Below are 24253 nucleotides of genomic sequence, written 5' to 3' on the forward strand. Positions count from 1 at the left end.
GCAGATGATGATTTAAAAAAAGGCAATCGCCTCATAAAGCACTCAAATGACTTAACTGTGAGGTTTGTCTCCTAAAGTTCGACGTTCAGGCTAGCCATTTCCTCTTGACCGATCCTGAAAAATGTCATCGAATGCTTTCACAGGGGCAGTTGAAGCCATTGGGGGGCTTTAAGGGTACTACCTCGTATTCCCGGTCTTTGGCCTTTGGTCTTTGGCCTGCTGCGTCTGCCAAAATGCAAAAGCTAATAATTGGACTAGAGAAGAGGCCCAATTCTATGAAAAGCAACATCCTTCCAGTAGCACTAAGTGCCGCCTTCGGTCTGGCCGCAATGACAGCCGCGTCTGCGAGCACTCTAGAGGAAGTAAAAGAACGGGGAACGCTAAACTGCGGTGTATCAACTGGCCTGGCTGGTTTCTCGCAGATTGACGATGCTGGTGATTGGCAGGGGTTTGACGTTGCAGTTTGCCGTGCAGTGGCTGCCGCAGTTCTTGACGATCCATCAGCTGTTCAGTTCGTACCGACAACAGGTAAGACACGCTTTACTGCACTCGCTTCTGGCGAGATTGACATGCTGGCGCGTAACACCACCTGGACCTTCAGCCGTGATGCTGACCTTAAGTTCACATTCATTGGCGTGAATTACTACGACGGTCAGGGCTTCATGGTTCCAAAGGAGCTAGGCGTTGAGTCTGCCAAGGAATTGGACGGTGCAACCGTTTGTATCCAGACTGGTACGACCACAGAGCTGAACCTTGCCGATTACTTCCGCAAGAACAACATGTCTTACGAGCCAGTGCCAATCGAAACCAACACTGAAGCTCGTCAGAATTACCTTGCAGGCGCATGTGATGTGTACACCACTGATGCGTCCGGTCTGGCTGCCAGCCGTTCCAGCTTCGAAAACCCGGCAGATCACGTGATCCTTCCAGAGATCATTTCCAAGGAGCCGCTTGGCCCGCTCGTTCGTCATGGTGACAACGAATGGGAAGACATCGTTCGTTGGACTTTGAACTCTCTGATCATCGCAGAAGAAAAGGGCATCACCGCAGCCAATGCTGACGAGAAGAAAGCCGCTTCGACTGCACCAGGTGCCGACACCGAGATTGCACGCCTGTTGGGTGCGGAAGGTGAATACGGCGCAATGGTCGGCTTGGACAACGAGTTTGCTCTCAGAGCAATCAAGGCGGTGGGCAACTACGGCGAGCTGTTCTCCCAGAACCTGGGTGAAGACACCAAGATTGGTCTTGCTCGTGGCCTGAATGCTCAGTGGACTGATGGCGGCCTGCTTTACGCGCCTCCATTCCGTTAATCTGACCTGAAAAAGAGGGCGCTGTTGCTGCAGTTGGATGCGGTTGCAGCGCCTTTTTTCTAAGAACAACAAAGAAGAGCGGACAGCTGATGAGCGTAGCGACCTATTCTCCGGAGGAGAAGTTCCGACTCGGGATGCTGTGGACGGATTCTCGCTATCGGTCCACCACCATTCAAATCATCGCGTTGTTTATCGTGATGCTGCTTGGTGCGTACCTGATTAACAACATCATTACCAACCTTGCCGCCCTCGGTAAGGATTTCAATTTCAGCTTTTTGTTTGAGCCGGCCTATTACGACATCAATCAGCGGCTCATCGAATACAACTCACGCTCGCCGCACTGGATGGCAGCTGTTGTTGGCATATTGAACACGCTGCTTGTGGCGGTGCTCGGTTGCATTCTTGCTACCATTATCGGCGTGATTGCAGGCGTCCTTCGCCTCTCCAAGAATTTTGTGATCTCGCGGCTTATGTCCGTTTACATTGAGGTGGTTCGCAACATTCCTTTGCTGCTGCAAATCCTGTTGCTCTACGCCATCTTTATTGAAGTGCTGCCACGTCCGCGTGCCAGTGAACCCATGCTTGACGGCATGGTGGTCGCGACAAACCGTGGTTTTTATATACCTTCTCTGGTTCTTGGCGAAACTGGCTGGATTGTTGTTGCAACCTTCTTGGCGTCACTTGCCTCCATCTGGGGTTTCCGTCGTTGGGCGCACAAGCGTCAGGAAGAAACAGGGCAGATCACGCCTGTTTTCCTGATCAGTCTGGCGATTTTTCTGGTTCCAACCACGGTGGTCTTCTTTGCTCTTGGGTCACCCATCTCTCTTGAGACGCCGGAGCTGAAAGGCTTTAATTACCAAGGGGGTATTCATCTGCGTAACTCGTTGGTTGCTCTGTGGCTAGCGTTGTCGATCTATACCGGTGCATTCATCGCGGAGATCGTACGTTCGGGCATTCAGGCAATCAGCAAGGGGCAGACTGAGGCAGCCTACGCTCTGGGCTTGCGTCCAAACCGGACCATGAACCTGGTGATCCTCCCGCAAGCGCTCCGCGTCATTATTCCGCCGCTCATCAGTCAGTTCCTGAACCTGACAAAGAACTCTTCGCTTGCGATTGCAGTAGGGTACATGGACGTGACCGGAACTCTGGGCGGCATTACGCTCAACCAGACCGGCCGAGAAATGGAATGTGTGTTGTTGCTAATGGCTTTCTACCTGACGGTCTCCCTGACCATTTCAGCGGTGATGAACAAATACAACGCCTCTGTGAAGTTGAAGGAGCGCTGAGATGACAAAAGATAGCTCCATTGCTTTTGTTCTCAAAAAGCCGAAGGAAGCAGAGCCGGCGCCAATTGCGACCACGGGTGCACTGGCGTGGACACGGGAGAACCTGTTCTCATCTCGGCTCAACACGGCTCTCACAATCCTGTCGCTGCTCTTCTTGGCATGGATGATACCTGGGCTCGTTCAGTGGACATTTGTTGATGCGGTGTGGTTCGCCAATTCGATTGATGAATGTCGCCAGCTGTCGCCCGGAGGGGCTTGCTGGGCGGTTATTACTGCGCGCTTTGATCAGTTCATGTTCGGGTTCTACCCCGAGGAGCTGCGCTGGCGCCCGGTTCTGGCATTCATTCTGCTCGGGGTAGCTCTTTTGCCGGTGCTGTGGGATGCGGTTCCCGCTCGCAAGCAATTGTTTTTCTTCTCCGCCATTTATCCGCTTGTGGCGTTCGCGCTGCTGTGGGGCGACGGTTTCATCTTTGAACGCGTAAATTCCAGTGATTTCGGTGGCTTTCTGCTCACCATGATCATTGGGGTAACCGGTATTTCGTTCTCACTGCCGATCGGGGTGTTGCTTGCCCTTGGGCGTAACTCGAATTTGCCGTTCATCAAATTGATTTGCGTCACGTTCATTGAGTTCATTCGTGGGGTGCCGCTGATCACGCTGTTGTTTGTTGCGTCCACGTTGCTGAACTATCTGCTGCCACCGGGAACCAACTTCGACATCATCCTGCGTGTTCTCATCATGGTGACGCTGTTTGCTTCTGCCTACATGGCTGAGGTGATCCGCGGAGGTTTGGCAGCGCTGTCAAAAGGGCAGTATGAGGCCGCAGATGCCCTTGGTCTGACCTACTGGCAGTCCATGTACCTGATCATTTTGCCACAGGCCTTGAAGATCTCGATTCCGGGAATCGTGAATACTTTCATTGGTCTGTTCAAGGACACCACGCTGGTTTCCGTGATTGGCCTTTTGGATCCGCTGGGCATTATTCAGCCGATCCTTGCGGATTCCACATGGAATGGTCTGGTTGTTGAACTCTATGCCTTTGTTGGGCTCGTCTTCTTCGTCTTCTGCTTTGCAATGTCCCGATATTCCATGTATCTGGAACGCAAGCTAAGCGCCGGTGATCGTCACTAACGGTCCGGACCAGAGGAAGAACAAAAAAGATATTTGGAGAAACAAGAATGAGTGAAGCTAATCTGACTGAAGTTCAGGCTGATCGCTCAAAGATGCAGATTTCAGAGACTGAAGTTGCTATTGACATCATCGGTATGAATAAGTGGTACGGAGACTTCCACGTTCTGCGCGACATCAACCTTCATGTCATGAAGGGCGAGCGTATTGTTATCTGCGGTCCGTCTGGTTCCGGCAAGTCCACCATGATCCGCTGCATCAACCGTCTGGAAGAGCACCAGAAGGGCAAGATCGTTGTAGATGGGATTGAACTGACCAGCGACCTGAAGCGCATTGATGAAATCCGCCGTGAAGTTGGCATGTGCTTCCAGCACTTCAACCTGTTCCCGCATCTGACCATCTTAGAGAACTGCACTCTGGCTCCGATCTGGGTCCGCAAGATGCCGAAGAAGCAGGCGGAAGAGGTCGCCATGCACTATCTGGAGCGCGTGAAGATCCCTGAGCAGGCCAACAAATATCCTGGTCAGCTGTCGGGTGGTCAGCAGCAGCGCGTGGCAATTGCCCGCTCGCTCTGCATGAACCCAAAGATCATGCTGTTTGATGAGCCGACCTCTGCACTTGACCCGGAAATGATCAAGGAAGTGCTTGATGTGATGGTTGGGCTGGCGGAAGAGGGCATGACCATGCTCTGCGTCACCCACGAAATGGGCTTTGCACGGAAAGTGGCAAACCGCGTGATCTTCATGGACCAAGGGCAGATTGTGGAGCAGAACGAGCCTGAGGAATTCTTCACCAATCCTCAGCACGAACGCACCCAGCTGTTCCTCTCTCAGATCTTGCATCACTGATCTCAACGAGACGCTGTAATGACGATATGGAGCCCGGCGAGTTGCCGGGCTCTTTGCATTTACGGATGCTGTGGCGTCAGCAGGCAGTCGATACCGTGGACTGCAATCTGCTTCAGTTCTGACGCGTTCGCGCCCGCACGAGCCCGCAAGCTGATCCCATTGAGAAGTATACCGAGCAGATGACCGACAAGTGGGCGTTGTTCCTCCGGGATCGTTGGGGCCGTGCGGTTACCCTCTTGCAACAGCACCGCGAATTTGGCGTCCAGCTCCGAAATGATTTTCTGAAGAGCTGTCCCGATCGCCTCAGAATGAAGGGTTTCAGCGGGTGCCGTACAGGCCACGAAGCATCCCAGTTTTGCATCGGCTTTGGCCTCAGCCGCAGCCAGCCCCGCAGTATAGATTGATATGGCCCCGTTGAAGATGTTTATCAGTCCGGTTCTCAGGTCAGGAGCCTCTTCAAGGGACTGTTCTGCCATGGTGGACATGCTTTTTGCAAAGAGCTCCAGAGACGCAATGTACATGTCCTCCTTGTTGCCAAAGGCAGCATAGAGACTTGGCCTGTTGATGCCCGTTGCTTTGGCAATGTCATCAAGGCTTGTGGCGGAAAAGCCGTTCTCCCAAAACAGATCCTTGATCTGCTCCAGAGCTTTTTCCCTGTTGAACTTTCGTGGTCGGCCCCGCGACTTGTGTTCCGTCATTTATGTACCGCTTCGCAAATTAATTTGATTGGTGCTTATTATTATGCGAAACAGTACATAAATTTGATGGAGATGAGAAGGACAAACAGTGTCGATCAATCAAATGGGCACACTGACCTGGGGGCGTCGAGAAGGGCGGTATAGTCGCGGTCGGCTGACACGTCTTGAGCGTCTCGCCCTCGTGCGAAACATGGCGCATCTAGAACTCATCGAGCTTGGTGATCTTTTTCGGAGAAGGCTTGGGCTGCTGCAGCCTGAGCGGGCGCTGCTAGAGGAATTGTTGCCCGAGGAGACCGCTTTGGTGAATGATGCGCTTAGTCTGGCCAAAGAGACACATGCCGAGGCTTTGCTTCACCACAGTTGGCGCACTTACTTGTTCGGGGCGTTGCTTGGCCGCCATGCCGGGCTGAACTATGATCCAGAACTGTTGTTTGTCTCGTGTATTCTGCATGATCTGGGAATTGCCTCAGACCGGGACGCGCATCCAGAGGAGTGTTGCTTCGCGGTGAGTGGGGCGGAGCGTGCGTGCGCCCATCTTGCTGCCAAAGGCCATGATACGGAAAAGGTGAACCGGATAGGGGATGCGATGGCCCTTCACCTGAACGCCTATGTTTCAAGCCGCCTTCATGGTGCAGAGGCTCATTTGGTTTCGCGTGGTGCCGTTTGTGACTTGTTCGGCGCAGGTGTCCGGCGGCTGGCGGGAGCGTCAGTAGATGAGATCATGCTTCGCCACCCACGGGAGGGTGTTGTGGATGCTCTCGGGTTTGAAACTTTCCGTCATCTGCCAGGTACTCGCGCTGCGGTCATGACCGCGTTATCCGGTGGCAAGGCGCCCAAAACGCCGTTGGATCGCTATGGCATCTAGCGTAAAGAAAAAAGCCTCGCAGAAACAAAGCTCTGCGAGGCTTCTCTATCAATTTGATTCTGGCATAGAGCTATGCGCTACCCGTTGAAACTGGGGTGTCCTGCCGACTTCCCCATTCGGCCCAGGAGCCATCGTAAACAACGTGGTCTTCGTGGCCGATAAGGGTGAGCCCGAGGGCAATACCGGCAGCGGTTACACCAGACCCGCAGGTGCATACGGCTCGTGTGTTGGCGTTGATACCCGCATCATGAAAGATTTTCTTGAGGTCCTGGGGGGACTTGTAGGCACCATCAATCAACAGCTCGGCAAGCGGAACACTCTTGGCACCTGGCATGTGCCCTGAACGCATACCCTCGCGCGGCTCTGGCTCTTCCGCCGTGAACCGGCCACGGCCACGGGCGTCGACGATCACACCATCGGCACCATTCACCACGTCTTTTACCTGCTCAAGATCATAGACTTTTGAGGTGTCCAGCATGCCTTTCAATGCACCTGGTACAGGGACATCGAGGGTGTCTGAAAGAGGGCGACCTTCGGCACGCCACTTGGGCAGGCCACCGTCGAGAACGTACACCTGCGTCAAACCAAAGATGCGCAACATCCACCAGGCACGGGGCGCTGAGAAAATACCTGCTGCATCATAAAGAACCACAGTCTTGTCGTTTCCAACACCAAGAGCGCTTACTTTCTCGGTGAACTCCGCATCGCTCGGCAGCATGTGCGGGAGATCGGTATTCTGATCGGCGATATCCTCAATGTCGAAGAACTGTGCGCCGGGAATGTGGGCTTCAACAAACTCTTGTTTTGCATCTCGCCCTGATGTTGGCAGATGGAAAGAGGCGTCAAGCACTACAAGATCTGGCCGGGACAGGTTCTCAGCAAGCCAGTTGGTCGTTACCAGTGGGGTTCCGGGCATTGATCAATCCTCCAGTTCTATGCGCACCCGGCGGTTTTGGCGGCCCTTTTTCTCCAGCTTGGAAATTCGGAGACGACCGATCTCGTTGCTGTGAGAAACATGGGTGCCACCGCAGGGTTGCAGGTCTACGTGTTCTCCAATTCTTATGAGGCGAACACGGCCACTGCCAGTCGGTGGTTTTACGCTCATGGTCTTGACGAGATCTGGGTTGGCGTTCAGCTCATCCTCTGTGATCCATTCAAAGGTAACTGGGTGATCCTCGTCCACCAGTGCCTGGAGTTTGGCGGTCAGTTCTTCCTTGTCCAGCGTGGCCTCGGGAATGTCGAAGTCAAGCCGTCCTGTGCCCTCTGAAATTTGCCCGCCAGTTACTGGGTAAGGCAACACAACGGACAGAAGGTGGAGGGCGGTGTGCACCCGCATGTGCTTGTAGCGGCGCTGCCAATCAAGATGCGCAATGAGCCTTTCACCAACCTGTGGCGGTGTTTCACACTCAGCCAGTTGATGTGCAATGACTTCCTTGGTCTCACCATAGAGGGTATTGATGACCTTCAGCTTTCCGCCATTTTCCAGCTCGAAGCTGCCAGAATCGCCAGGTTGCCCTCCGCCGGTTGGGTAGAAACAGGTTCGATCAAGGATGACCAGACCACCGTCTGAAACCGCGGTCACGGTGGCCTCGCAGGAACGCAGGTAAGGTTCATCTCGGAATAAAGGTTCTGTCATGGCTCACCTTGGCAAACGCTTTGAAATCACGAAGAGATTAACGGTTGACGTCAAGTGGTCAATGGAGATGGCTTCAACTGGGCTGTGGTTTGCCTCAAAGAATTGGCGAGAACAGTTTGGCGGCCTGACACAGAATACGGAAAGCATAGCGGCGGCTTCTCAGTTCAGCGAGGCCGGTCTGGCGGGCGTGGTCAAAGTCTGTGCGCAACATGCGGGCGGTGTCGTCAATCATCTTGGCTCCGGTGAACCAGAGAGTGATCTCGAAGTTGATGTTGAAGGACCGGTTGTCAAAGTTGACTGTGCCGACACCTGCAAGCGCATCGTCCACCAGAATGACCTTCTGATGCAGGAAGCCTTTTTGATAGCGATAGACTTTGATGCCGTGGTTGATGAGGTCATCAGCATGGGCATAACTTGCGAGCCAGACCAGCCGGTGGTCCGCCTTTTCGGGCAGCAGAATTCGCACATCGACACCGCGCAGGGCGGCTGCGTAGAGGGCCGTCAGTATCTCGATACCTGGCACGAAGTAGGGACTGACAATCCAGAGGCGTTCGCGGGCACGGGAGATTGTCTCCATAAACGCGATGGCGCAATCCTCCAGCGGATCTGCCGGGCCTGTGGGCATAACCAGAACCGGCTGATTGCCCGGCGTTTCCAGCTCATCAGGAAGAGCCAGATCAATGGGGGCACCCGTGGCCCATTGCCAATCCTCGGCAAACGACAGAGCGGCGGCTATGGTGGCAGGTCCAGAAACCCGAACGTGGGTGTCACGCCAATGCCCAAACTTGGGGGAAAGCCCCAGATACTCCCGGCCGATGTTATGCCCGCCGACCCAACAGGTCTTGGCATCTGTGACGACAACCTTGCGGTGATTGCGGTAGTTCAGACGCATGGGGCCCAGCAGGCGGAGAAGTCTGTGGCGCTTATTGAAGCCGCTCACCTTTATCCCCGCGCGCTGCAGGCGGCCCACATAGTCATATGACAAATTACGGGAGCCCACATCGTCATAAAGGAAGTACACAAGCACGCCCTGGCGGGCTTTCTCCACCATTGCATCGGCCAGCGCCTGACCGACTTCATCATCTTTGACAATGAAAAACTGAACGAGAACAAAGTGTTCAGCCTGCCTGATCCCATCAAGAATGGAGTTCAGCATGGCTTCTCCGTCGATCAGGAGCTTACAGTCATTTCCCTTCAAGAATGGCAGGGGGGTAATGCGGTTGTGAACGGTCCAGGCCTCGTTGGCTTCATAATCAATCAGAGCGCCGTGACGCTTGTTGATGTCTTGCTCAAAGGAGCTGAGGCCGCGCTGGATTTCGCCATAATCGTCAAAGCGTTTCCAAGCGAAAATGAGATACAGAAAAGCAGTGGGGAAGGGTAGGAAGAACAGAGAAAGCAGCCAAGCGATGGTGCCTGAGGACGTGCGGCCCCACATGATTTCTCGGGCTGCACACACCATGGACAGGCCGTACACAAACGCGGTGATAAGGGCAATAATCGTGACGGTGCTAAACAAGGTATCCATGCGATGCAACTCCTGACCGCATGGATAACACATTCATCGGTTTAGGAAAGATCCGAAACCTTGGGTTTTAGACTAAGCTTGCTCGGAGATGAACGGGACGGGAATATCTACCTTGCGTTCCATCCATTTAGGGACGGGCAGTTCCTTAGAGCGCAGGAATTCCGGGTTGAACAGCTTTGACTGATATCGGGTGCCGTAGTCACACAAAATGGTGACAATGGTTTTACCGGGTCCCATTTCTTTTGCCAGTCGAATGGCTCCTGCGACATTGATGCCGGATGAGCCCCCAAGACACAGACCTTCATGCTCGAGAAGGTCAAATACGATCTCAAGTGCTTCTGCATCAGGGATCTGGAAGGGGATATCTACGGGTGCATTTTCCAGATTGGCGGTAATACGCCCCTGACCAATCCCCTCAGTGATGGAAGAGCCCTCGGACTTGAGTTCGCCATTCTTGTAGTAGTTGTAGATCGCCGCTCCCATGGGATCGGCAAGACCAATGGTGATGTCCTTGTTCTTGTCTTTGAGGCCTCTGCCTACGCCTGACAACGTGCCGCCTGTGCCAACGGCACAAATGAAACCGTCAATCTTTCCATCGGTTTGCGCGTAGATCTCTGGGGCGGTCGTAACAATATGGCCGTCTCGGTTGGCGGTGTTGTCAAACTGGTTGGCCCAGATCGCGCCATTGGGTTCTGTCTTGGCCAGTTCCTCTGCGATCCGGCCTGAAACCTTGATGTAGTTGTTGGGATTGCGATAGGGCACCGCAGGCACCTCGATGAGCTGTGCCCCTGCCAGGCGCAGCATATCTTTCTTTTCCTGGCTCTGTGTTTCGGGAATAACAATGACGGTGCGAAAACCGAGCGCGTTGCCCACAAGGGTCAGGCCAATGCCGGTGTTTCCGGCGGTGCCTTCCACGATCACACCGCCCGGTCTCAATCTTCCGGAGTTAATTGCATCTTGAATGATGAAGAGGGCAGCGCGGTCCTTCACCGATTGTCCCGGGTTCATGAACTCTGCTTTTCCGTAGATATCGCAACCTGTTAGCTCGGATGCCTTGCGGAGTTTGATCAGGGGAGTGTTTCCAATGGCGTCAATCACTGAGCTTCGGGCGGTCATGAAAAGCCTCGTTTTACTGGCAATGGCTATAGAACTTTACTCAGAAGCTAAGGGTTTGTGCGATCAGGAACAAGCTACGCCCTGTCAAGATTAGAGTGATCTTGGAAATTTGAACTAATGAGGGTCTGGTTTTTAGGATCAAAATCTCTGGGAAAACAAAAAGAACCCCTGCGGCGAAACAGGGGTTCTATTGAGGAGAGGTCCGGTCTGTTGTTTTTATTAGTTGACCAGTGAGACTAGGGCCTTGCTCACTGTCTCTCCAATTTCACCCGCACGCACCATGAAGGACTGACGATGGATCGGGTGTGGGGCCTTTTCCTGAACGAATTCGACCTGAACGTTGGTTTGCGTCGTTTCATGCGTTTTTTGCGTTACAACGACTTTTTCTGCGTTCGTTTGCAGGCGGGCTTGGTCTTTCGCTACAGTCGGGGCAGTCTTTGCGAGTGGAACCTCAACCTGCATGACAGTTACAACAAGTGCACGGCCATCGGGGAGCAGGTGTGTTTCATTTTCGTTGATCCGGGAATCGTACACGACCTCACCATGGTCATCGATTAACTCGACCCAGATTTGCTTTTCGTTATTAAGCTCCACTTCGCCGACCCAGATGGACAGTTCACTGTCCAGTGGGTCGTCGCTTCCACTGCCGGGGGCGGGGGCAAGGGTTACATCGAGGTAATCCTCCGGCATGGAATAGGTAACGGCGCGATCAGCCTTTGCGGCTTTGTTTGTTATGGTGGTGGCACTCGACGCCGAGGTGTATGCGGCTCCCAATCCCACTCCTGCCACCAGGAGAAAGGCGAGTGCGGCGGTACTCACAAAGCGCTTGGCTTTGATTGGGATCTGGTAGTTCAGATGGGTATTCAACACGTGACCCTCCGCAATTCTTATTTTTAACCGCTAAATTACCGCGGCTTTGCGTTAGGAGAAGCCTAAACAAGTCAGGAATGAAGGCTATAAGACCACGATTGTATAAATATCCCGTTTCGCGCTAGCGTTACTAAACGGTAACCGACGCAATTCTTAACAAATACCTAACGAAATGGATTTATTGCGGAAATTAGCCCGTAATTTCACGTTGTTGATTGTTTGGGATAACGGGGAAAGGCACCTCACGAAAACGTGATCGGCCAAAAACAGTCACAAATTTGTCTGCTGGGTCAAAAAAGTGGCTCCCCGGGCCGGATTCGAACCAGCGACCAAGCGGTTAACAGCCGCTTGCTCTACCACTGAGCTACCGGGGATTACCCAATCATTCTAGCGAATGATTATCTCCATCAAGGAGAGATGCAAACGGGGGAGTGGCTCCCCGGGCCGGATTCGAACCAGCGACCAAGCGGTTAACAGCCGCTTGCTCTACCACTGAGCTACCGGGGATCATTGCGCCTTGTGAGCGCGCCGTCGCCGTTTGCGTGAGGGGGTTTGTATAAAAGCCGGTTCGATTTGCCAAGCCCGTTTTTGCAAAAAATCGGGAGTTTGTGGACAGAACCAACACTTTTGTTGTGAGCGCAGGAAAGGGGCGTTCGAAAAGGGCAGAAAACCGCCATTTGCCAGCGCTGTGAATTATTTAGGTTGTCAAGAGATTGATTGACAAGCGGCATTTGCGCAGTGCTACTTAGTCCCTATCAAAGGCTTCCAGTTCTGTTGTGCGGTTGAGCGGCATTAAGCTCTGCGCGCCTCAGATGAAACGGGAATGCGGCATCACGGGTTAATTACCGTTAACTGACGTGTTGGTGAGCCGCAGCTGCCCCCGCAACTGTGAGCGATTTGGGTTCTTCACCATGTCACTGGCCTTTCGGGCTGGGAAGACGAAGCAACCCCATAAGTCGCGAGCCAGGAGACCGGCTGGAGCTTCCATATCTCTTAACTGCTGTCGGGTGGACGGCAAGGAGCGCCAGACGATGATGTATTGCCGGTCGGGGCTTTGCCCTCGCGCCTTCGCGAATGCTTATATGGCCCTTTATAGAAAGGGCAGCTGATGAGCGATCTGAAAGTTTCTGAAGCTACGACAACCACGCGGCCGCGACACCTGCTGGTAACTGGCGGGGCGCGCTCTGGCAAAAGCAGCTTTGCTGAAAGCTTGATCGAGCGATCGGGGCTGAGCAAGGTCTACATTGCCACGGGACAGGCGTTTGATGCCGAGATGCGCCAGCGTATTGAGCGGCATCAACGCGATCGGGGTGATGGGTGGACCACCATTGAAGAACCAATTGCCTTGAGTGATGTGTTGCTTCGTGAAGCGCGGCCTGATCGGGCGGTGCTGGTGGACTGCCTGACGCTGTGGCTCTCCAATCTCATGCTGGAAGATCGGGACACCAGCGATGCGGCGGCCCAGCTTGGCGCCAGCCTTGGCTTCCTGCGCGGGCCAGTGGTGTTTGTGACCAACGAAGTGGGGCAGGGTATTGTTCCCGAAAATCCGTTGGCGCGGCGCTTTCGCGATGAAGCCGGACGCCTCAATCAGCACATGGCCAGTCTATGTGACCGGGTGGTGCTTGTTGCTGCCGGACAGCCTGTTCAGATCAAACCTTCCTTGCATCCGGAGATCCGTCTGTGACCTATTCCTTTTCTGCTGCCCAACCAAAGATCCCTGCCGTCATTGTGACCGGGTTTCTTGGGGCAGGCAAAACCACCCTCGTGCGCAACCTCTTACAGAATGCCGAGAACATGCGCATTGCGCTGATCGTCAATGAGTTTGGCGAAATGGGATTTGACGGGTCACTTGTAAATGGCTGCGCTGACCCGGACTGCAGCGCCGACGAAGTGGTGGAGCTGGCCAATGGCTGCATTTGCTGCACGGTGGCAGACGACTTTTTGCCAACCATGGAAATGCTCCTGAAGCGTGATCCTGCGCCGGATGCCATCCTAATTGAAACCTCTGGTCTTGCTCTGCCGCAACCATTGGTGCGGGCGTTCAACTGGCCAACGGTGAAGCCAGCGGTGAGCGTGGATGGTGTGGTGACCGTAGTTGATGCTGCGGCTCTTGCTGAAGGGCGCGTTGTGGGAGACGAGGCGGCATTGGATGCCCAGCGCAACGCGGACGAGTCTTTGGACCATGAAAGCCCTGTTGAAGAGCTTTTTGAAGATCAGCTGAAATGCGCGGACCTTGTGGTGATCAACAAGGCGGATCTTGTTGATGAAGACGTGCTTGCCCGTATCAAGGAAAAACTGGGCCAGCGTTTGCGGCCTGCCGTCGAGATGGTGGCAGCGGAAAAGGGAAAGCTGTCTTTGCAAGTGCTGCTGGGCCGGAATGCGCAGGCCGAAGACAACATGGAAGGCCGACAGGCGCATCATGAAACCCACCACCATCATCAGGATGATGATCACGACCACGAACATGACCACGATCATCATCACCATGACCACAGTCACGATGACTTTGTGAGCCATGTGGTGCGCGCGCCGACCTATGGCTCTCTCGGTTCAATTGAACAGAGCGTGGCCAAAGCCATGGCGGTGAAAGGTGTGCTGCGCATCAAAGGCTCGGTTACGGTGGATGGCAAAAAGGCTCCTGCCATGGTGCAGGCGGTCGGCCCTCGTGTTGAGGCATGGTTTGCTGCGGGCACTGAAGGGGCGGGACAGTTGGTTGTCATCGGCCTTGCCGGCTTCGATCAAGCGGCTGTTCTGGAGGCTCTTGGCGCGCAGGAACTGGTCTAACCCATGCATATTCTTGCAGGTCAAGCGCGTGGGATAGACGAGCAGAACGAAGCGGTGGATCTGGAACAGGACCCCGCTGACATTCTGTTTCTTTCCGCGGCGGACACGGAGCTGGCACTGATGACTAGTGCCGTGCAGCAGTGCGCGCCTTGCTACAGTGTGCGGGCGGCCAGTTTTCTGGCGCTTACCCACCCCTATTCGGTGGATCTTTACTGTGAGCGGACTGTTCAGGGTTCAAGGCTTGTGGTGTTGCGCCTGCTGGGCGGGGCGCATTATTGGAACTATGGGCTGGAACAGCTGGAGATGCTGGCCAGACGCGGCGTGATCGACCTGGCCGTGATGCCGGGGGATGACAAGTGGGATGAGGTGCTGGCAGCCCGTTCCAGCTTGCCGGTTGGTGTTGTAAAGCGGCTTTGGCGCTACTTTGTTGAAGGTGGGCCCGCCAATGTGTCCGCAGCGCTTGAGTATGCTGCCAGCTTGAAGGGCCTAAAGCCGGGCCTTGATCCCAACATGGTTGCTGAGCCGCGTCCGCTCCCCAAGTGTGGCTATTACGCCTCTGGCATGGAGTTCCCAACTCTGCGGGAGATCACCGCGCGTTTTGATGGGGAACGACCGGTGGCCGCCTTGGTTTTCTACCGTGCGCTTTATCAAAGCGGAGCGCTGGCTCCTGTCGATGCGCTCATTTCAGCTTTGCAGGCTCAAGGGCTGAACGTGCTGCCGCTCTATGTGAGCAGCTTGAAGGATGCAGAATGCGCCGCTGTCGTGCAGCAGAGCTTTGATGCGGTGAAGCCAAGTGTTGTGCTCAACGCTACAGCGTTTGCACTGAGCAAGGCCGGTGCACAACACTTTGAGACCATTCTTGATGCGCCGGGAGCGCCTGTGCTGCAAGTGGTGTTCTCCTCTATCTCGCAAGGCAGTTGGGCTGAGAGCACGCAAGGACTGTCGCCACGGGACCTTGCCATGCATGTTGTGCTGCCAGAGGTGGATGGCCGGGTACTGACCCGTGCTGTCTCTTTTAAAGAAGATGGCGAGAAGGACGCTTTGACCCAGTGGGCGCCGGTTCGGTTTGCGCCCAAAGACGACCGAATTGCCTATGTGGCTGCGCTTGCGGCCAATTGGGCCAATCTGTCAAAGCTGCCTGAAGGCAAGCGGCGCGTGGCGCTGGTGCTCGCCAATTATCCCAATAAGGATGGTCGCTTGGCCAATGGGGTGGGGTTGGACACTCCGGCATCTTGTGCGGTGCTTCTGGCCGAGATGAAGGCGGCCGGTTATGACGTTGGGAGCGCGCCGCTCTCAAGTGCCGAGCTGATGGCGCTGCTTTCTGAAGGGCCAACCAATGCGCTGGAGGGACGCGGTGCCCGTAGAGCCGGTGAGACGCTGAGCCTTGAGGCTTACATGCGCTGCTTTGCTCAGCTTCCGATGGGCGTGCAAAGGGCTGTTCGAGCGCGCTGGGGGGGGGCGGAGTGCGACCCTTATGTGGCGGAGGGCGAGTTCCGCTTGAGCCTGCATCGATTTGGCAATGTGGTGGTGGGCATTCAGCCAGCACGTGGTTACAACATCGATCCGAAAGCGACCTATCACGACCCGGATCTGGTGCCGCCGCACAACTATTTTGCCTGGTACTTTCATGTGCGTAGCGCGTTTGGTGCTGATGCCGTTGTGCATCTCGGCAAGCACGGCAATCTGGAATGGCTGCCGGGCAAGGCGCTGGCGCTCTCCGAAAGTTGCTTTCCCGAGGCAGTGCTGGGGCCGACGCCCAACATCTATCCGTTTATTGTGAACGATCCGGGAGAAGGGGCGCAAGCCAAGCGGCGCACGGCAGCGGTGATCATTGATCACCTGACGCCGCCGTTGGCGCGGGCGGAAAGCCATGGCGTTGCCAGTGAAATGGAAAACCTGCTGGATGAGTTCTATCAGGCCAGTGGGGTGGACACGCGGCGCTGCGATGTGCTTGCCAAGGAGCTGCTGGATTTGGCGGCCACCCACGGCCTTGATCTGGATATCGGCCTGACCAGCGATATGGACGAGGAAACACGTCTTGCCCGGCTTGATGCCCATCTGTGTGACCTGAAAGAACTCCAGATCCGGGATGGTCTTCATGTCTTTGGGCGCAAACCTGAAGGCCGGCCTTTCGACGAAATGAAGGTGGCATTGCTGCGGGTGCCAAGAGGGCAAAGCGCCAATGATCAGAGTCTGTTACGGGCGCTTTCAAAGGATCTGATTCAAACAGAGTTTGATCCGTTGTCCTGTGATTTTGCTGGGGCCTATACCGGACCCAAACCGGATTTTCTGGCGAAGCTGAGCGGTGATCTTTGGCGGTCCAACGGGGATACGGTGGAGCGGCTGGAGCTGCTTTGCTTGAGGCTGGTCACGGGTGAGTTGCCAGTGCCAGAAGGGTGGCAGGCAACCTCTGCGGTGATGGAAGGTTTTGAGAAAGAGATTCTGCCAAGGCTTGCAAGCTCTTCTGAACGTGAGGTGAGGTCTGCGTTGCGGGCGCTGGGCGGCGGCTTTGTCGAGCCGGGACCATCCGGTGCGCCCTCGCGTGGTCGACCGGACGTGTTGCCGACGGGGCGGAACTTCTATTCGGTGGATGTGCGCGGTGTTCCCACGCAGACCGCATGGCAGATCGGTGCTCGTAGTGCTGAAGCCTTGATGTTGCGCCACTTTCAGGATGAAGGCGAATGGCTGGATACACTGGTGCTTTCCTGCTGGGGAACGGCGAACATGCGCACCGGCGGAGATGACATTGCCCAAGCGCTTGCGTTGATTGGCGCGCGGCCCGTTTGGGAGCCCGGTTCAGGACGGGTGACCGGGTTTGAGGTGGTGCCCTTGTCGGAGCTGCAGCGGCCCCGTGTGGATGTGACGCTTCGGGTCTCCGGTTTCTTCCGTGATGCATTCCCGCAGCTCATGCATCTGTTTGATCAGGCTGTGGGTGAAATTGCGCGGCTGGAGGAACCGGAAGAGGCCAACCCTTTGGCCGCGCATGTGCGCAAGGATGCACTCAAGTTGCGTGCCGAGGGACATGATGAGCAGAGCGCTTGGCAGCGTGCGGCTTTCCGTGTGTTTGGCTCCAAACCCGGCGCTTATGGGGCAGGCCTGCAGGCCTTGATTGATGAGGGCATCTGGTCAGACCGTTCAGACTTTGCTGAGGCTTTTGTGGCATGGGGCGGATATGCCTATGGCGTTGCAAGCGACGGCGTAAATGCGCCAGCGGAGCTTGAAAACCGTCTCGGCGCAGCAAGGGCCGTGGTGCATAATCAGGATAACCGGGAGCATGACCTTCTGGATTCCGATGACTACTACCAGTTTGAAGGCGGGCTTTCGGCCTCCATTGAGAGGTTCAGCGGAAAGGAACCGACGGTTTACCACAACGACCATTCACGGCCCGAGCGGCCTGTCATCCGCACGCTGTCAGAAGAGATTGGGCGCGTGGTGCGGGGTCGGGCGGCAAACCCCAAGTGGATCGCGGGCGTGATGCGCCATGGTTACAAGGGGGCTTTCGAAATGGCTGCCACCCTTGACTACCTGTTTGCCTTTGGCGCGACCACCAACGCGGTGAAAGACCATCACTTTGACCAGTTGCATGAGGCTTACTTTGAAAACGATGAAGTGCTGGCATTCCTGCGCGAAAGCAATCCGGCCGCTCTGAGAGAGATGGCGCTGCGGTTTCAAGAGGCAATCGAACGCGGACTTTGGGTGCCACGACGCAACAGCGTGCATGTGAACCTTAAAGAGATAACGCGCGCCTGATGGCGATACAACACGAAGGGAAACCCCATGGCGGTGAACAAAGAAGACATGAGCGAAGCGGAGCTGGACGCCCGTCACGCTGAAAAGATGCGCAAGAAGAAAGCGGCCCGCGACAAGATCATGGAGACCAAGACCATCGAGAAAGGTCTGGTCATCGTGCATACGGGTAAGGGCAAGGGCAAATCTACCGCCGGGTTCGGTATGGTGTTTCGAACGCTGGGCCACGGTCATCGTGTGGGCGTGGTGCAGTTCGTCAAGGGGCGCATTGAAACGGGTGAGCGCATGGCGTTGGAGCGCTTTGGCGATCAGGTGACCATAAAGCGCATGGGCGAGGGCTTTACCTGGGAAACACAGGATCGCCAGCGAGACATCTTGGCCGCGCGTCAGGCATGGGATGCCGCCAAGGAGCTGATCCTTTCGGGCGACCACAAGCTGGTATTGCTGGATGAGCTGAACATCGTGCTGCGCTATGACTACTTGCCGCTGGGGGAAATCGTGCGCTTCTTGCGCGATGAAAAGCCCGAGGACGTGCATGTGATCGTTACCGGTCGTAATGCCAAAGAGGAGCTGATTGAGATCGCGGATCTGGTGACCGAGATGGCGCAGATCAAGCATCCATTCCGCTCCGGGGTGAAGCCGCAGGAAGGCATTGAGTTCTGACGGGTTCGTGCCGAATGCAGTAAGTTTTCAAGCGACTTTGGGGAAGCTCCCATGGAGGAGCTTTCCTTGTTGCTTGTTGTTCAGCGGTCTTGAACTATTCTACCTTTAAAGCGGCAAGTGCAGCTGATCTTTAGTTTTCCAGGCTATTGCACATATTGTGTTATAAAACACAGTTGGCTAACCTCTCATCGTGGTAAACCCACCCGAATTATTGGATTGAAGCCATTCACTCCGTTGTCGGGCTGCCGGGCGCACTCAACAAAATAACTGCTTTTACTGATGTCAGAGCAAGGGCTCTGCATGGCGAAAAACTGCGGAAACATGCTTTTTGTGACAGTTTTGTGCGCCTCAAGTAATCGTTGTCGAGCAGTGCTGCCCGCTTGATGTAAAAGGTTAAAATTTTAGTGGTTGATTCATCGGTTGGCAGAGCGCCGGAAGACTATTTCTCATTAAAATGGGGATTTGCAACGATTTTATTCCTGTGCGTGGTGCTGGGAACGTCTGCGTTGGCGGCCTATACTTCCCCTCAGACATGGTGGGGTGCGCTGGAAGAAAACGGGCCGGTTGAATTACTGAGTGTTGTATTGTGGCTGTGCGTGTCACTGGCCGTGTTGAGCCGGTGCAAGCTGGACACGATCGGAACGTCTGTCATGGTGACATTCGTGGCTTTTGCGGCGCGCGAGGCGGACCTGCACAAGGCATTTTCCTCCGACAGCTTCTTCAAGCTGCGGTTCTACACCTCTGGCGAGTTTGGGCTCGAACAAGTGCTGTTTGGCATTGTCGCGGTCGTTTTGATGGCGGTGATTGCCATTTCCGTCTTTGCCTTGTTTCGCTTCATATTCCTGCGTGGGGGCTGGCGTACAGCATTTGGTCAGGTGATGGTTGTGGGGGCGGGGTTGCTCCTCGCAACGAAAGCGGCGGACAGGCTGCCATCCATTCTGCGCGTGGACTATGACCTACAGATCGGGCCAGAAATTGCTGCGGCTCTGCGGGCATTTGAGGAAACCGGCGAGCTGATGGTTTCCTTCCTGTTCCTTGTGGCGTTTGCCTGGTTCAACAAGACGGCAAGGTTCAATGGCCGGCCGCTCCGATCCGGCCAGTAACCGGCTCTTTCTCACGGGCTTTCAGGAAAAGGGTTGTGCTGGGCGAGGCTCGGCACAATCGAGCGAACTCAACGCCGGAATTATGGGTTCGCGTTTGCAGACCTTTTGGAATAAGGCATTGAATATTCATGGCAGTTGTCAGACCATAGGCCTCCAACGAGGCGGGAAGACCCATGAAACTGTTTGATGCCAGACTGCGAAACATGAGTGAAAAGCATGCTGATCTTGTTCGGCGCTATGAGCTGTGGCGAACCGTGATTGAGTTTCTTGCTGCGCTGCTGTTCGTCATCGGTAGCGTCTTGTTCTTTTTCGACAGGCTTGTTTTTGCCGGAACCTGGTTGTTTCTCCTCGGTTCCCTCCTGTTTGGGGTGCGCCCAACCATTCGCTTGCTGTTGGAATTGCATCTGACGCGCTTGCCGGTGCCACAAGAGTTCCGGCCTTATGGTGCTGAACCGGAAACACAAAGCTGATGGGTGCCTCAGGTAAACGCCAAGCAGCGGTGATGATCCAAGGCACGGGCTCCAATGTGGGCAAGAGCGTGATTGTGGCGGGCTTGGCACGCGTGTTCGCCCGCCGGGGCCTCAGGGTTCTCCCATTCAAACCGCAGAACATGTCCAACAATGCAGCCGTAACTGCCGAGGGCGGCGAGATTGGCCGCGCTCAGGCTCTGCAGGCCTTTGGTGCGCGAGTTGCGCCTTCCATACACATGAACCCGGTGCTCTTGAAGCCGGAGAGCGACAGCGGATCGCAGATCATCGTACAGGGTAAGCGCTTTGGGACCTTGAAAGCGCGTGAGTTCGGAAAGCAGAAAGGGACATTGTTTCCCTATGTTCAAGAGAGCTTTGAGCATCTTGAGCGGGACGCCGACCTGATCCTGGTGGAGGGCGCGGGGTCTCCGGCTGAGATCAACTTGCGGGCTGGCGACATCGCAAACATGGGCTTTGCGGAGGCCTTGGATGTACCGGTGATCTTTGCCGGTGACATTGATCGGGGCGGGGTGATTGCCTCTGTCGTTGGCACATCTGTGGTGATTGAACCTTCTGAGCGCAGGCGCATAAAAGCGTTTTTCATCAATAAGTTTAGAGGGGACCCTTCACTTTTTGATTCCGGTTTGACAGAGATTGAAAACCGCAGTGGCTGGCCGAGCCTTGGTGTGGTGCCCTGGTTTCAAAAGGCGGGTGATCTGCCGGAAGAAGATGCGCTTGGCCTTGATGACAAGCGCGGGCAGGGAAAACTCAAAGTGGTGGTGCCGGTGATCAGCCGCATTGCCAACTTTGATGATCTTGATCCCCTTCGGCTTGAAGAGGATGTGACGCTCCGCCTGATCTATCCGGGCGAAGCACTGCCGGGGGATGCTGATCTTGTTTTGCTGCCGGGTACCAAGTCCACCATGGGGGATCTTGCATTCTTGCGGGCCCAAGGCTGGCACATTGACATTGCTGCCCATGTGCGCCGTGGAGGCCGGGTCCTCGGCATTTGTGGGGGCTATCAGATGCTTGGGCGGACAATCAGTGATCCGAATGGCATTGAAGGGCCTGCGGGCACTATTGACGGGCTTGGCCTGCTTGATGTGGAGACAGTGCTTACAGCGGAGAAGCACGTGGTGGCTCAGACAGGTACGCACCTTTCTAGCGGTGAGGCGGTGTCGGGCTATGAGATCCATATTGGACGGACGGCGGGGCGTGATTGCGCGCGGCCATTCTTGACCCTGGGCGGTCACGAGGATGGCGCGCAATCTGCTGACGGGCAGGTTGCTGGCACATACTTGCATGGCCTGTTTGGTTCAGATGGTTTTCGCGCAGCGTTCTTGAAAGGCTTTGGTGCCCGCTCCACGCTTGGGTATTCGGCCAAGGTGGAGCTGGCGATGGAGGCACTGGCTGATCATCTGGAAGAGCATCTTGACTGCGACCGCATTCTTGAAATTGCTCGGTCGCGTGTGGGTTAGGAACGCTTCCAGACCAAGAACTGATTGTTGGCGGGCATGGCGTGATCGGCAACAAGGGTAAGGCCAATGGCCTCGGCAAGGGCGTTGACCGCTTCGAAATCACGAATGCCGCCGCCGGGATACGTTTCCTTCAGCCAGCCATCAAATTGCTCGTTGCTTTGCGTTGTAAACGCGCCCTCGTATTTGTAGGGGCCATACAAAAACAGGTGGCCGCCAGATTTCAACGTGCCATCGACACCTTGGAAGAATGCTTCAACCAGGTCCCAAGAGATCACATGGAGGCAATTGCAGGCGTAGAGCGCGTCAAAGTGTTGCTGGAAGAGGGCACTCTGGGTGCTCCAAGGCAGAGCGGAGATGTCAAGCGCGCGCGGGCTCATAAGGTTCTCTGGTTGCCCTTCCAGCTCGAAACGGGCGGAAATGCCCTGCAGGTGGTGAGGCAAGTCCGTGGGCTGCCAATTGATTGCTGGCATGGCCTTGGAAAAGTGGAGAGCGTGCTGGCCGGTGCCACTGGCAACTTCCAGAACTGTCGACCCTTCTGGCAAGTGCTTCAGAAGCTTCTCCAGAATGAAGCCCTTGTTGTTGTCGGCGGCTTTGTTGAATGGCAGCACGTTTGTTTCCTCAAGCGGTTGGTGCGGAAGAGATCTTGCTGCCAAGATAAGCGCTTATGCGCTTCAAACAATGGGCTGGAGACCGAACGTCAGTGCGGCTTGATGAAGGTTTTTGAGCCATCAACATAGAACCTGACGTGGTTAGAGGGGAATGGACAGGGCCGCCAGAGCCAGTACCTGCACACCGCAGGCAAAGAACATGACCTTGAGCGCCTTGGTGATGTCTTCATGGCTGGCGGACTTGCGGCCCATGTCGTTCATGTAGGGGGCGTCAACCGAGTAGGCTGCGTAGTGACGTGGCCCTGCCAGTGCGATACCCAATGCGCCCGCCATGGCGGCTTCTGGCCAGCCGGCGTTGGGAGAGCGATGCTGCCCGGCGTCACTCATCATCACGGAGAGGGCCTTTTTTGGCGCGGTGCCAACGGCAAAGGCGCCGACGCAGATGAGCAAGCCTGCAAGGCGTGAGGCGGGCAGATTGACAAGGTCATCCAAACGGGCGCTGGCCCAGCCGAACTCCTGATAGCGCTCTGTCTTGTGGCCGATCATGCTGTCGGCGGTGTTGATGGCTTTATAGGCCAAAATGCCCGGTAGCCCCAAAAGGGCGAACCAGAAAACGGGGGCAACCACGCCATCGGAGAAGTTTTCAGCGCATGATTCAATGGCGGCACGGGAGACGCCAGATTCGTCCAGCGCCTGCGGGTTGCGGCCCACAATCCGTGAGACAGCGGCGCGCCCCGCCTCCAGCCCGTTGGTGCGCAGGGCATCGCGCACGGCGGCAACATGTTCGTAAAGGCTTTTCTGGGCGATAAGGATCGCGCCCAGCGCGGCGATGAGAACCTCGCCGAAGGGAATTTCTTCCAGCAGGTCTTGCATGATGTAGCCAATGGCAAGGGCACCCACAGTGAGAGAACCGGTAAGCAGCAGGCCATTGAGACGGCGCACCTGAGACGACAGATCGTTGGTGTTCAGGCGCTTGTCGGTCCAGTCAATCGCCTTGCCAATGACGGTGACCGGATGGGGGAACCGTTTCCAAAGCCAATCCGGGTCGCCCAGAAGGGCGTCCAGAAGCAACGCGAGCACCACGATCCAGAGCATATGGTCGAAGAAGATCATGGGGAGCGGTCCTCAAGGTTTGTAGCTGGTCAGGGCAGTTTCCAGGCGCTGCCAATGGGTTTGTGAAGCAGGGTGGCCCAGGCGCAGCCACGTCTTTGAATAGTCGAAGTGCCGCGTCCAGATGTGCTGGGCGGCCAAGTGGGCATGAAGGGCCTCGGCATCTACCCCAGAAATGAGCGAGAAGAGCGGCGTTCCTCCCTCGCGCACCATACCGCAGGATGCAACCAGTTTTTCAAGGCGCTGTGCTCCCGCAACAAGCTTGGTCCGCATCTCCCGGCGCCAGATGTTATCTCCAAGCGCTGCCGTGCCGATCTTCAGCGCTGGGCCAGAGACAGCCCATGTGCCCAACCTTTCCTTCATGGCATCACACAGAGGGTGAGAACCAATCATGAAGCCCAGACGCAAACCCGCCAAGCCATAGAATTTACCAAAGGAGCGCAGTACCACCACTGGCAGGTCGGTGAGGTGAGGGAGCAAGCTGGCCTTTTCCAGGCAATCGGCAAAGGCTTCATCGACAATGAGCAGACCGCCGCGCGCCTTCAGCTGTTGTGCAGTGGCGAGGAGCGCCTCAGAACCATAGAGCGTGCCGGTGGGGTTGTTTGGGTTGACAACAACCGCCACGCGCGCTGCCTGCGGGAGGTGCTCAAGTGAGGGGGCTTTCATAACCGTGTGTCCGGCACTCGCCCAGCTTTCCTCATGGGGGGCGTAGGTGGGAGACAAAATGGCTACGGTGGTGCGCTCGACCAGATAAGGGAGCTGCGAGATGAGGGCCTGTGTGCCCGGCGCGGCGACCATGACAAGGTGGCTTGGAACCTCATAGGCGCGACGTGCGGCGGCAATCAGATCGCTTTCCGCCTTGGAGGTGGGAAGGCTGGCCCAGTCTGCCTGCGCAAGGTTGCCAGCGGTGGGATAGGCATGCGGGTTGATGCCGGTGGAAAGATCCATCCAGCCTTGTTCCGTCCCACCGAAGCGGGCGATGGCCTCGCTCAAATCACCGCCATGACGCATTG

Annotated in this window: 21 protein-coding genes, 2 tRNA genes and 1 riboswitch; of the genes, 12 read left to right on the plus strand and 11 right to left on the minus strand. The window is 55.7% G+C overall.

Features of this window, described 5'->3' with window-relative positions:
• Positions 1-275: 275 nt before the first annotated feature.
• The 4 genes from Q3Y58_RS03600 to Q3Y58_RS03615 all read left to right on the plus strand — a co-directional run bounded on the left by Q3Y58_RS03600 (position 276) and on the right by Q3Y58_RS03615 (position 4570).
• On the plus strand, positions 276-1310 hold the full coding sequence (locus tag Q3Y58_RS03600) for an amino acid ABC transporter substrate-binding protein (RefSeq protein ID WP_274216538.1): 1035 nt from the start codon (positions 276-278) through the stop codon (positions 1308-1310).
• 89 nt (positions 1311-1399) lie between these two features.
• On the plus strand, positions 1400-2596 hold the full coding sequence (locus Q3Y58_RS03605) for an amino acid ABC transporter permease (RefSeq protein WP_319621076.1): 1197 nt from the start codon (positions 1400-1402) through the stop codon (positions 2594-2596).
• Between the two features lies 1 nt (position 2597).
• Positions 2598-3725, plus strand: a complete 1128-nt coding sequence (locus Q3Y58_RS03610; protein WP_319621077.1) for an amino acid ABC transporter permease — start codon at positions 2598-2600, stop codon at positions 3723-3725.
• 47 nt (positions 3726-3772) lie between these two features.
• Positions 3773-4570, plus strand: a complete 798-nt coding sequence (locus tag Q3Y58_RS03615) for an amino acid ABC transporter ATP-binding protein (RefSeq protein WP_274216541.1) — start codon at positions 3773-3775, stop codon at positions 4568-4570.
• 59 nt (positions 4571-4629) lie between these two features.
• Here the strand turns inward: Q3Y58_RS03615 and Q3Y58_RS03620 are convergent, their stop codons facing one another.
• Entirely contained in the window at positions 4630-5268 is a 639-nt protein-coding gene (locus Q3Y58_RS03620; protein WP_319621078.1) for a TetR/AcrR family transcriptional regulator, read from the minus strand.
• An 88-nt stretch (positions 5269-5356) separates the two neighbouring features.
• Here Q3Y58_RS03620 and Q3Y58_RS03625 point away from each other — a divergent pair, with 88 nt between their 5' ends.
• Entirely contained in the window at positions 5357-6133 is a 777-nt protein-coding gene (locus Q3Y58_RS03625) for an HD domain-containing protein (protein WP_319621079.1), read from the plus strand.
• Between the two features lie 70 nt (positions 6134-6203).
• Here the strand turns inward: Q3Y58_RS03625 and sseA are convergent, their stop codons facing one another.
• The 7 genes from sseA to Q3Y58_RS03660 all read right to left on the minus strand — a co-directional run bounded on the left by sseA (position 6204) and on the right by Q3Y58_RS03660 (position 11787).
• Positions 6204-7049 carry a 3-mercaptopyruvate sulfurtransferase gene (gene sseA / locus Q3Y58_RS03630; RefSeq protein WP_319621080.1) on the minus strand — a complete coding sequence of 282 codons (846 nt, stop codon included), beginning with the start codon at positions 7047-7049 and terminating at the stop codon, positions 6204-6206.
• Between the two features lie 3 nt (positions 7050-7052).
• Positions 7053-7769 (minus strand): alanyl-tRNA editing protein, encoded by a 717-nt coding sequence (locus Q3Y58_RS03635; RefSeq protein WP_319621081.1) that lies wholly within the window; start codon positions 7767-7769, stop codon positions 7053-7055.
• A gap of 94 nt (positions 7770-7863) precedes the next feature.
• Positions 7864-9294 (minus strand): cardiolipin synthase, encoded by a 1431-nt coding sequence (cls, locus tag Q3Y58_RS03640; RefSeq protein ID WP_319621082.1) that lies wholly within the window; start codon positions 9292-9294, stop codon positions 7864-7866.
• A 72-nt stretch (positions 9295-9366) separates the two neighbouring features.
• Complete coding sequence (locus Q3Y58_RS03645; protein ID WP_274216548.1) at positions 9367-10410, minus strand: cysteine synthase A; 1044 nt, start codon at positions 10408-10410, stop codon at positions 9367-9369.
• Between the two features lie 219 nt (positions 10411-10629).
• Entirely contained in the window at positions 10630-11280 is a 651-nt protein-coding gene (locus Q3Y58_RS03650) for a hypothetical protein (protein ID WP_274216549.1), read from the minus strand.
• Between the two features lie 299 nt (positions 11281-11579).
• Positions 11580-11654: transfer RNA gene (locus Q3Y58_RS03655), tRNA-Asn, on the minus strand.
• A 58-nt stretch (positions 11655-11712) separates the two neighbouring features.
• Positions 11713-11787: transfer RNA gene (locus Q3Y58_RS03660), tRNA-Asn, on the minus strand.
• Between the two features lie 270 nt (positions 11788-12057).
• A riboswitch (cobalamin riboswitch) is annotated at positions 12058-12274 on the plus strand.
• A 114-nt stretch (positions 12275-12388) separates the two neighbouring features.
• Between Q3Y58_RS03660 and cobU the strand changes: the two genes are divergently transcribed.
• The 7 genes from cobU (at position 12389) to Q3Y58_RS03695 (ending at position 21522) form a co-directional block, all read left to right on the plus strand.
• On the plus strand, positions 12389-12964 hold the full coding sequence (gene cobU / locus Q3Y58_RS03665) for a bifunctional adenosylcobinamide kinase/adenosylcobinamide-phosphate guanylyltransferase (RefSeq protein WP_319621083.1): 576 nt from the start codon (positions 12389-12391) through the stop codon (positions 12962-12964).
• Positions 12961-14064, plus strand: coding sequence for a cobalamin biosynthesis protein CobW (cobW, locus tag Q3Y58_RS03670; RefSeq protein ID WP_319621084.1), 1104 nt, complete (start codon positions 12961-12963; stop codon positions 14062-14064). The genes cobU and cobW overlap by 4 nt, the downstream gene beginning before the upstream one ends.
• Positions 14065-14067: 3 nt before the next feature.
• A complete protein-coding gene (gene cobN, locus Q3Y58_RS03675) occupies positions 14068-17814 on the plus strand; it encodes a cobaltochelatase subunit CobN (RefSeq protein ID WP_319621085.1) in 3747 nt (1248 codons plus the stop codon).
• Positions 17815-17841: 27 nt separating this feature from the next.
• Positions 17842-18474: a cob(I)yrinic acid a,c-diamide adenosyltransferase gene (gene cobO, locus Q3Y58_RS03680; protein WP_319621086.1), complete on the plus strand. Its 633-nt coding sequence runs from the start codon at positions 17842-17844 to the stop codon at positions 18472-18474.
• A 404-nt stretch (positions 18475-18878) separates the two neighbouring features.
• Entirely contained in the window at positions 18879-19577 is a 699-nt protein-coding gene (locus tag Q3Y58_RS03685; RefSeq protein WP_319621087.1) for a hypothetical protein, read from the plus strand.
• A 173-nt stretch (positions 19578-19750) separates the two neighbouring features.
• Complete coding sequence (locus Q3Y58_RS03690; protein WP_319621089.1) at positions 19751-20047, plus strand: YrhK family protein; 297 nt, start codon at positions 19751-19753, stop codon at positions 20045-20047.
• Positions 20047-21522, plus strand: coding sequence for a cobyric acid synthase (locus Q3Y58_RS03695; RefSeq protein WP_319621090.1), 1476 nt, complete (start codon positions 20047-20049; stop codon positions 21520-21522). Before Q3Y58_RS03690 ends, Q3Y58_RS03695 begins: the two co-directional genes overlap by 1 nt.
• On the opposite strand, the gene Q3Y58_RS03700 is transcribed toward Q3Y58_RS03695, so the two are convergent.
• From Q3Y58_RS03700 to cobD, 3 genes are all read right to left on the minus strand, one after another.
• Complete coding sequence (locus Q3Y58_RS03700; RefSeq protein WP_319621091.1) at positions 21519-22175, minus strand: DUF938 domain-containing protein; 657 nt, start codon at positions 22173-22175, stop codon at positions 21519-21521. The genes Q3Y58_RS03695 and Q3Y58_RS03700 overlap by 4 nt on opposite strands.
• 96 nt (positions 22176-22271) lie before the next feature.
• Positions 22272-23243: an adenosylcobinamide-phosphate synthase CbiB gene (gene cbiB / locus Q3Y58_RS03705; RefSeq protein WP_319621092.1), complete on the minus strand. Its 972-nt coding sequence runs from the start codon at positions 23241-23243 to the stop codon at positions 22272-22274.
• Positions 23244-23255: 12 nt separating this feature from the next.
• Positions 23256-24251 (minus strand): threonine-phosphate decarboxylase CobD, encoded by a 996-nt coding sequence (gene cobD, locus Q3Y58_RS03710; RefSeq protein ID WP_319621093.1) that lies wholly within the window; start codon positions 24249-24251, stop codon positions 23256-23258.
• Positions 24252-24253: the final 2 nt, after the last annotated feature.

The sequence above is a fragment of the Nesiotobacter zosterae genome (assembly GCF_033843645.1).
Lineage (GTDB): Bacteria > Pseudomonadota > Alphaproteobacteria > Rhizobiales > Stappiaceae > Pseudovibrio > Pseudovibrio zosterae.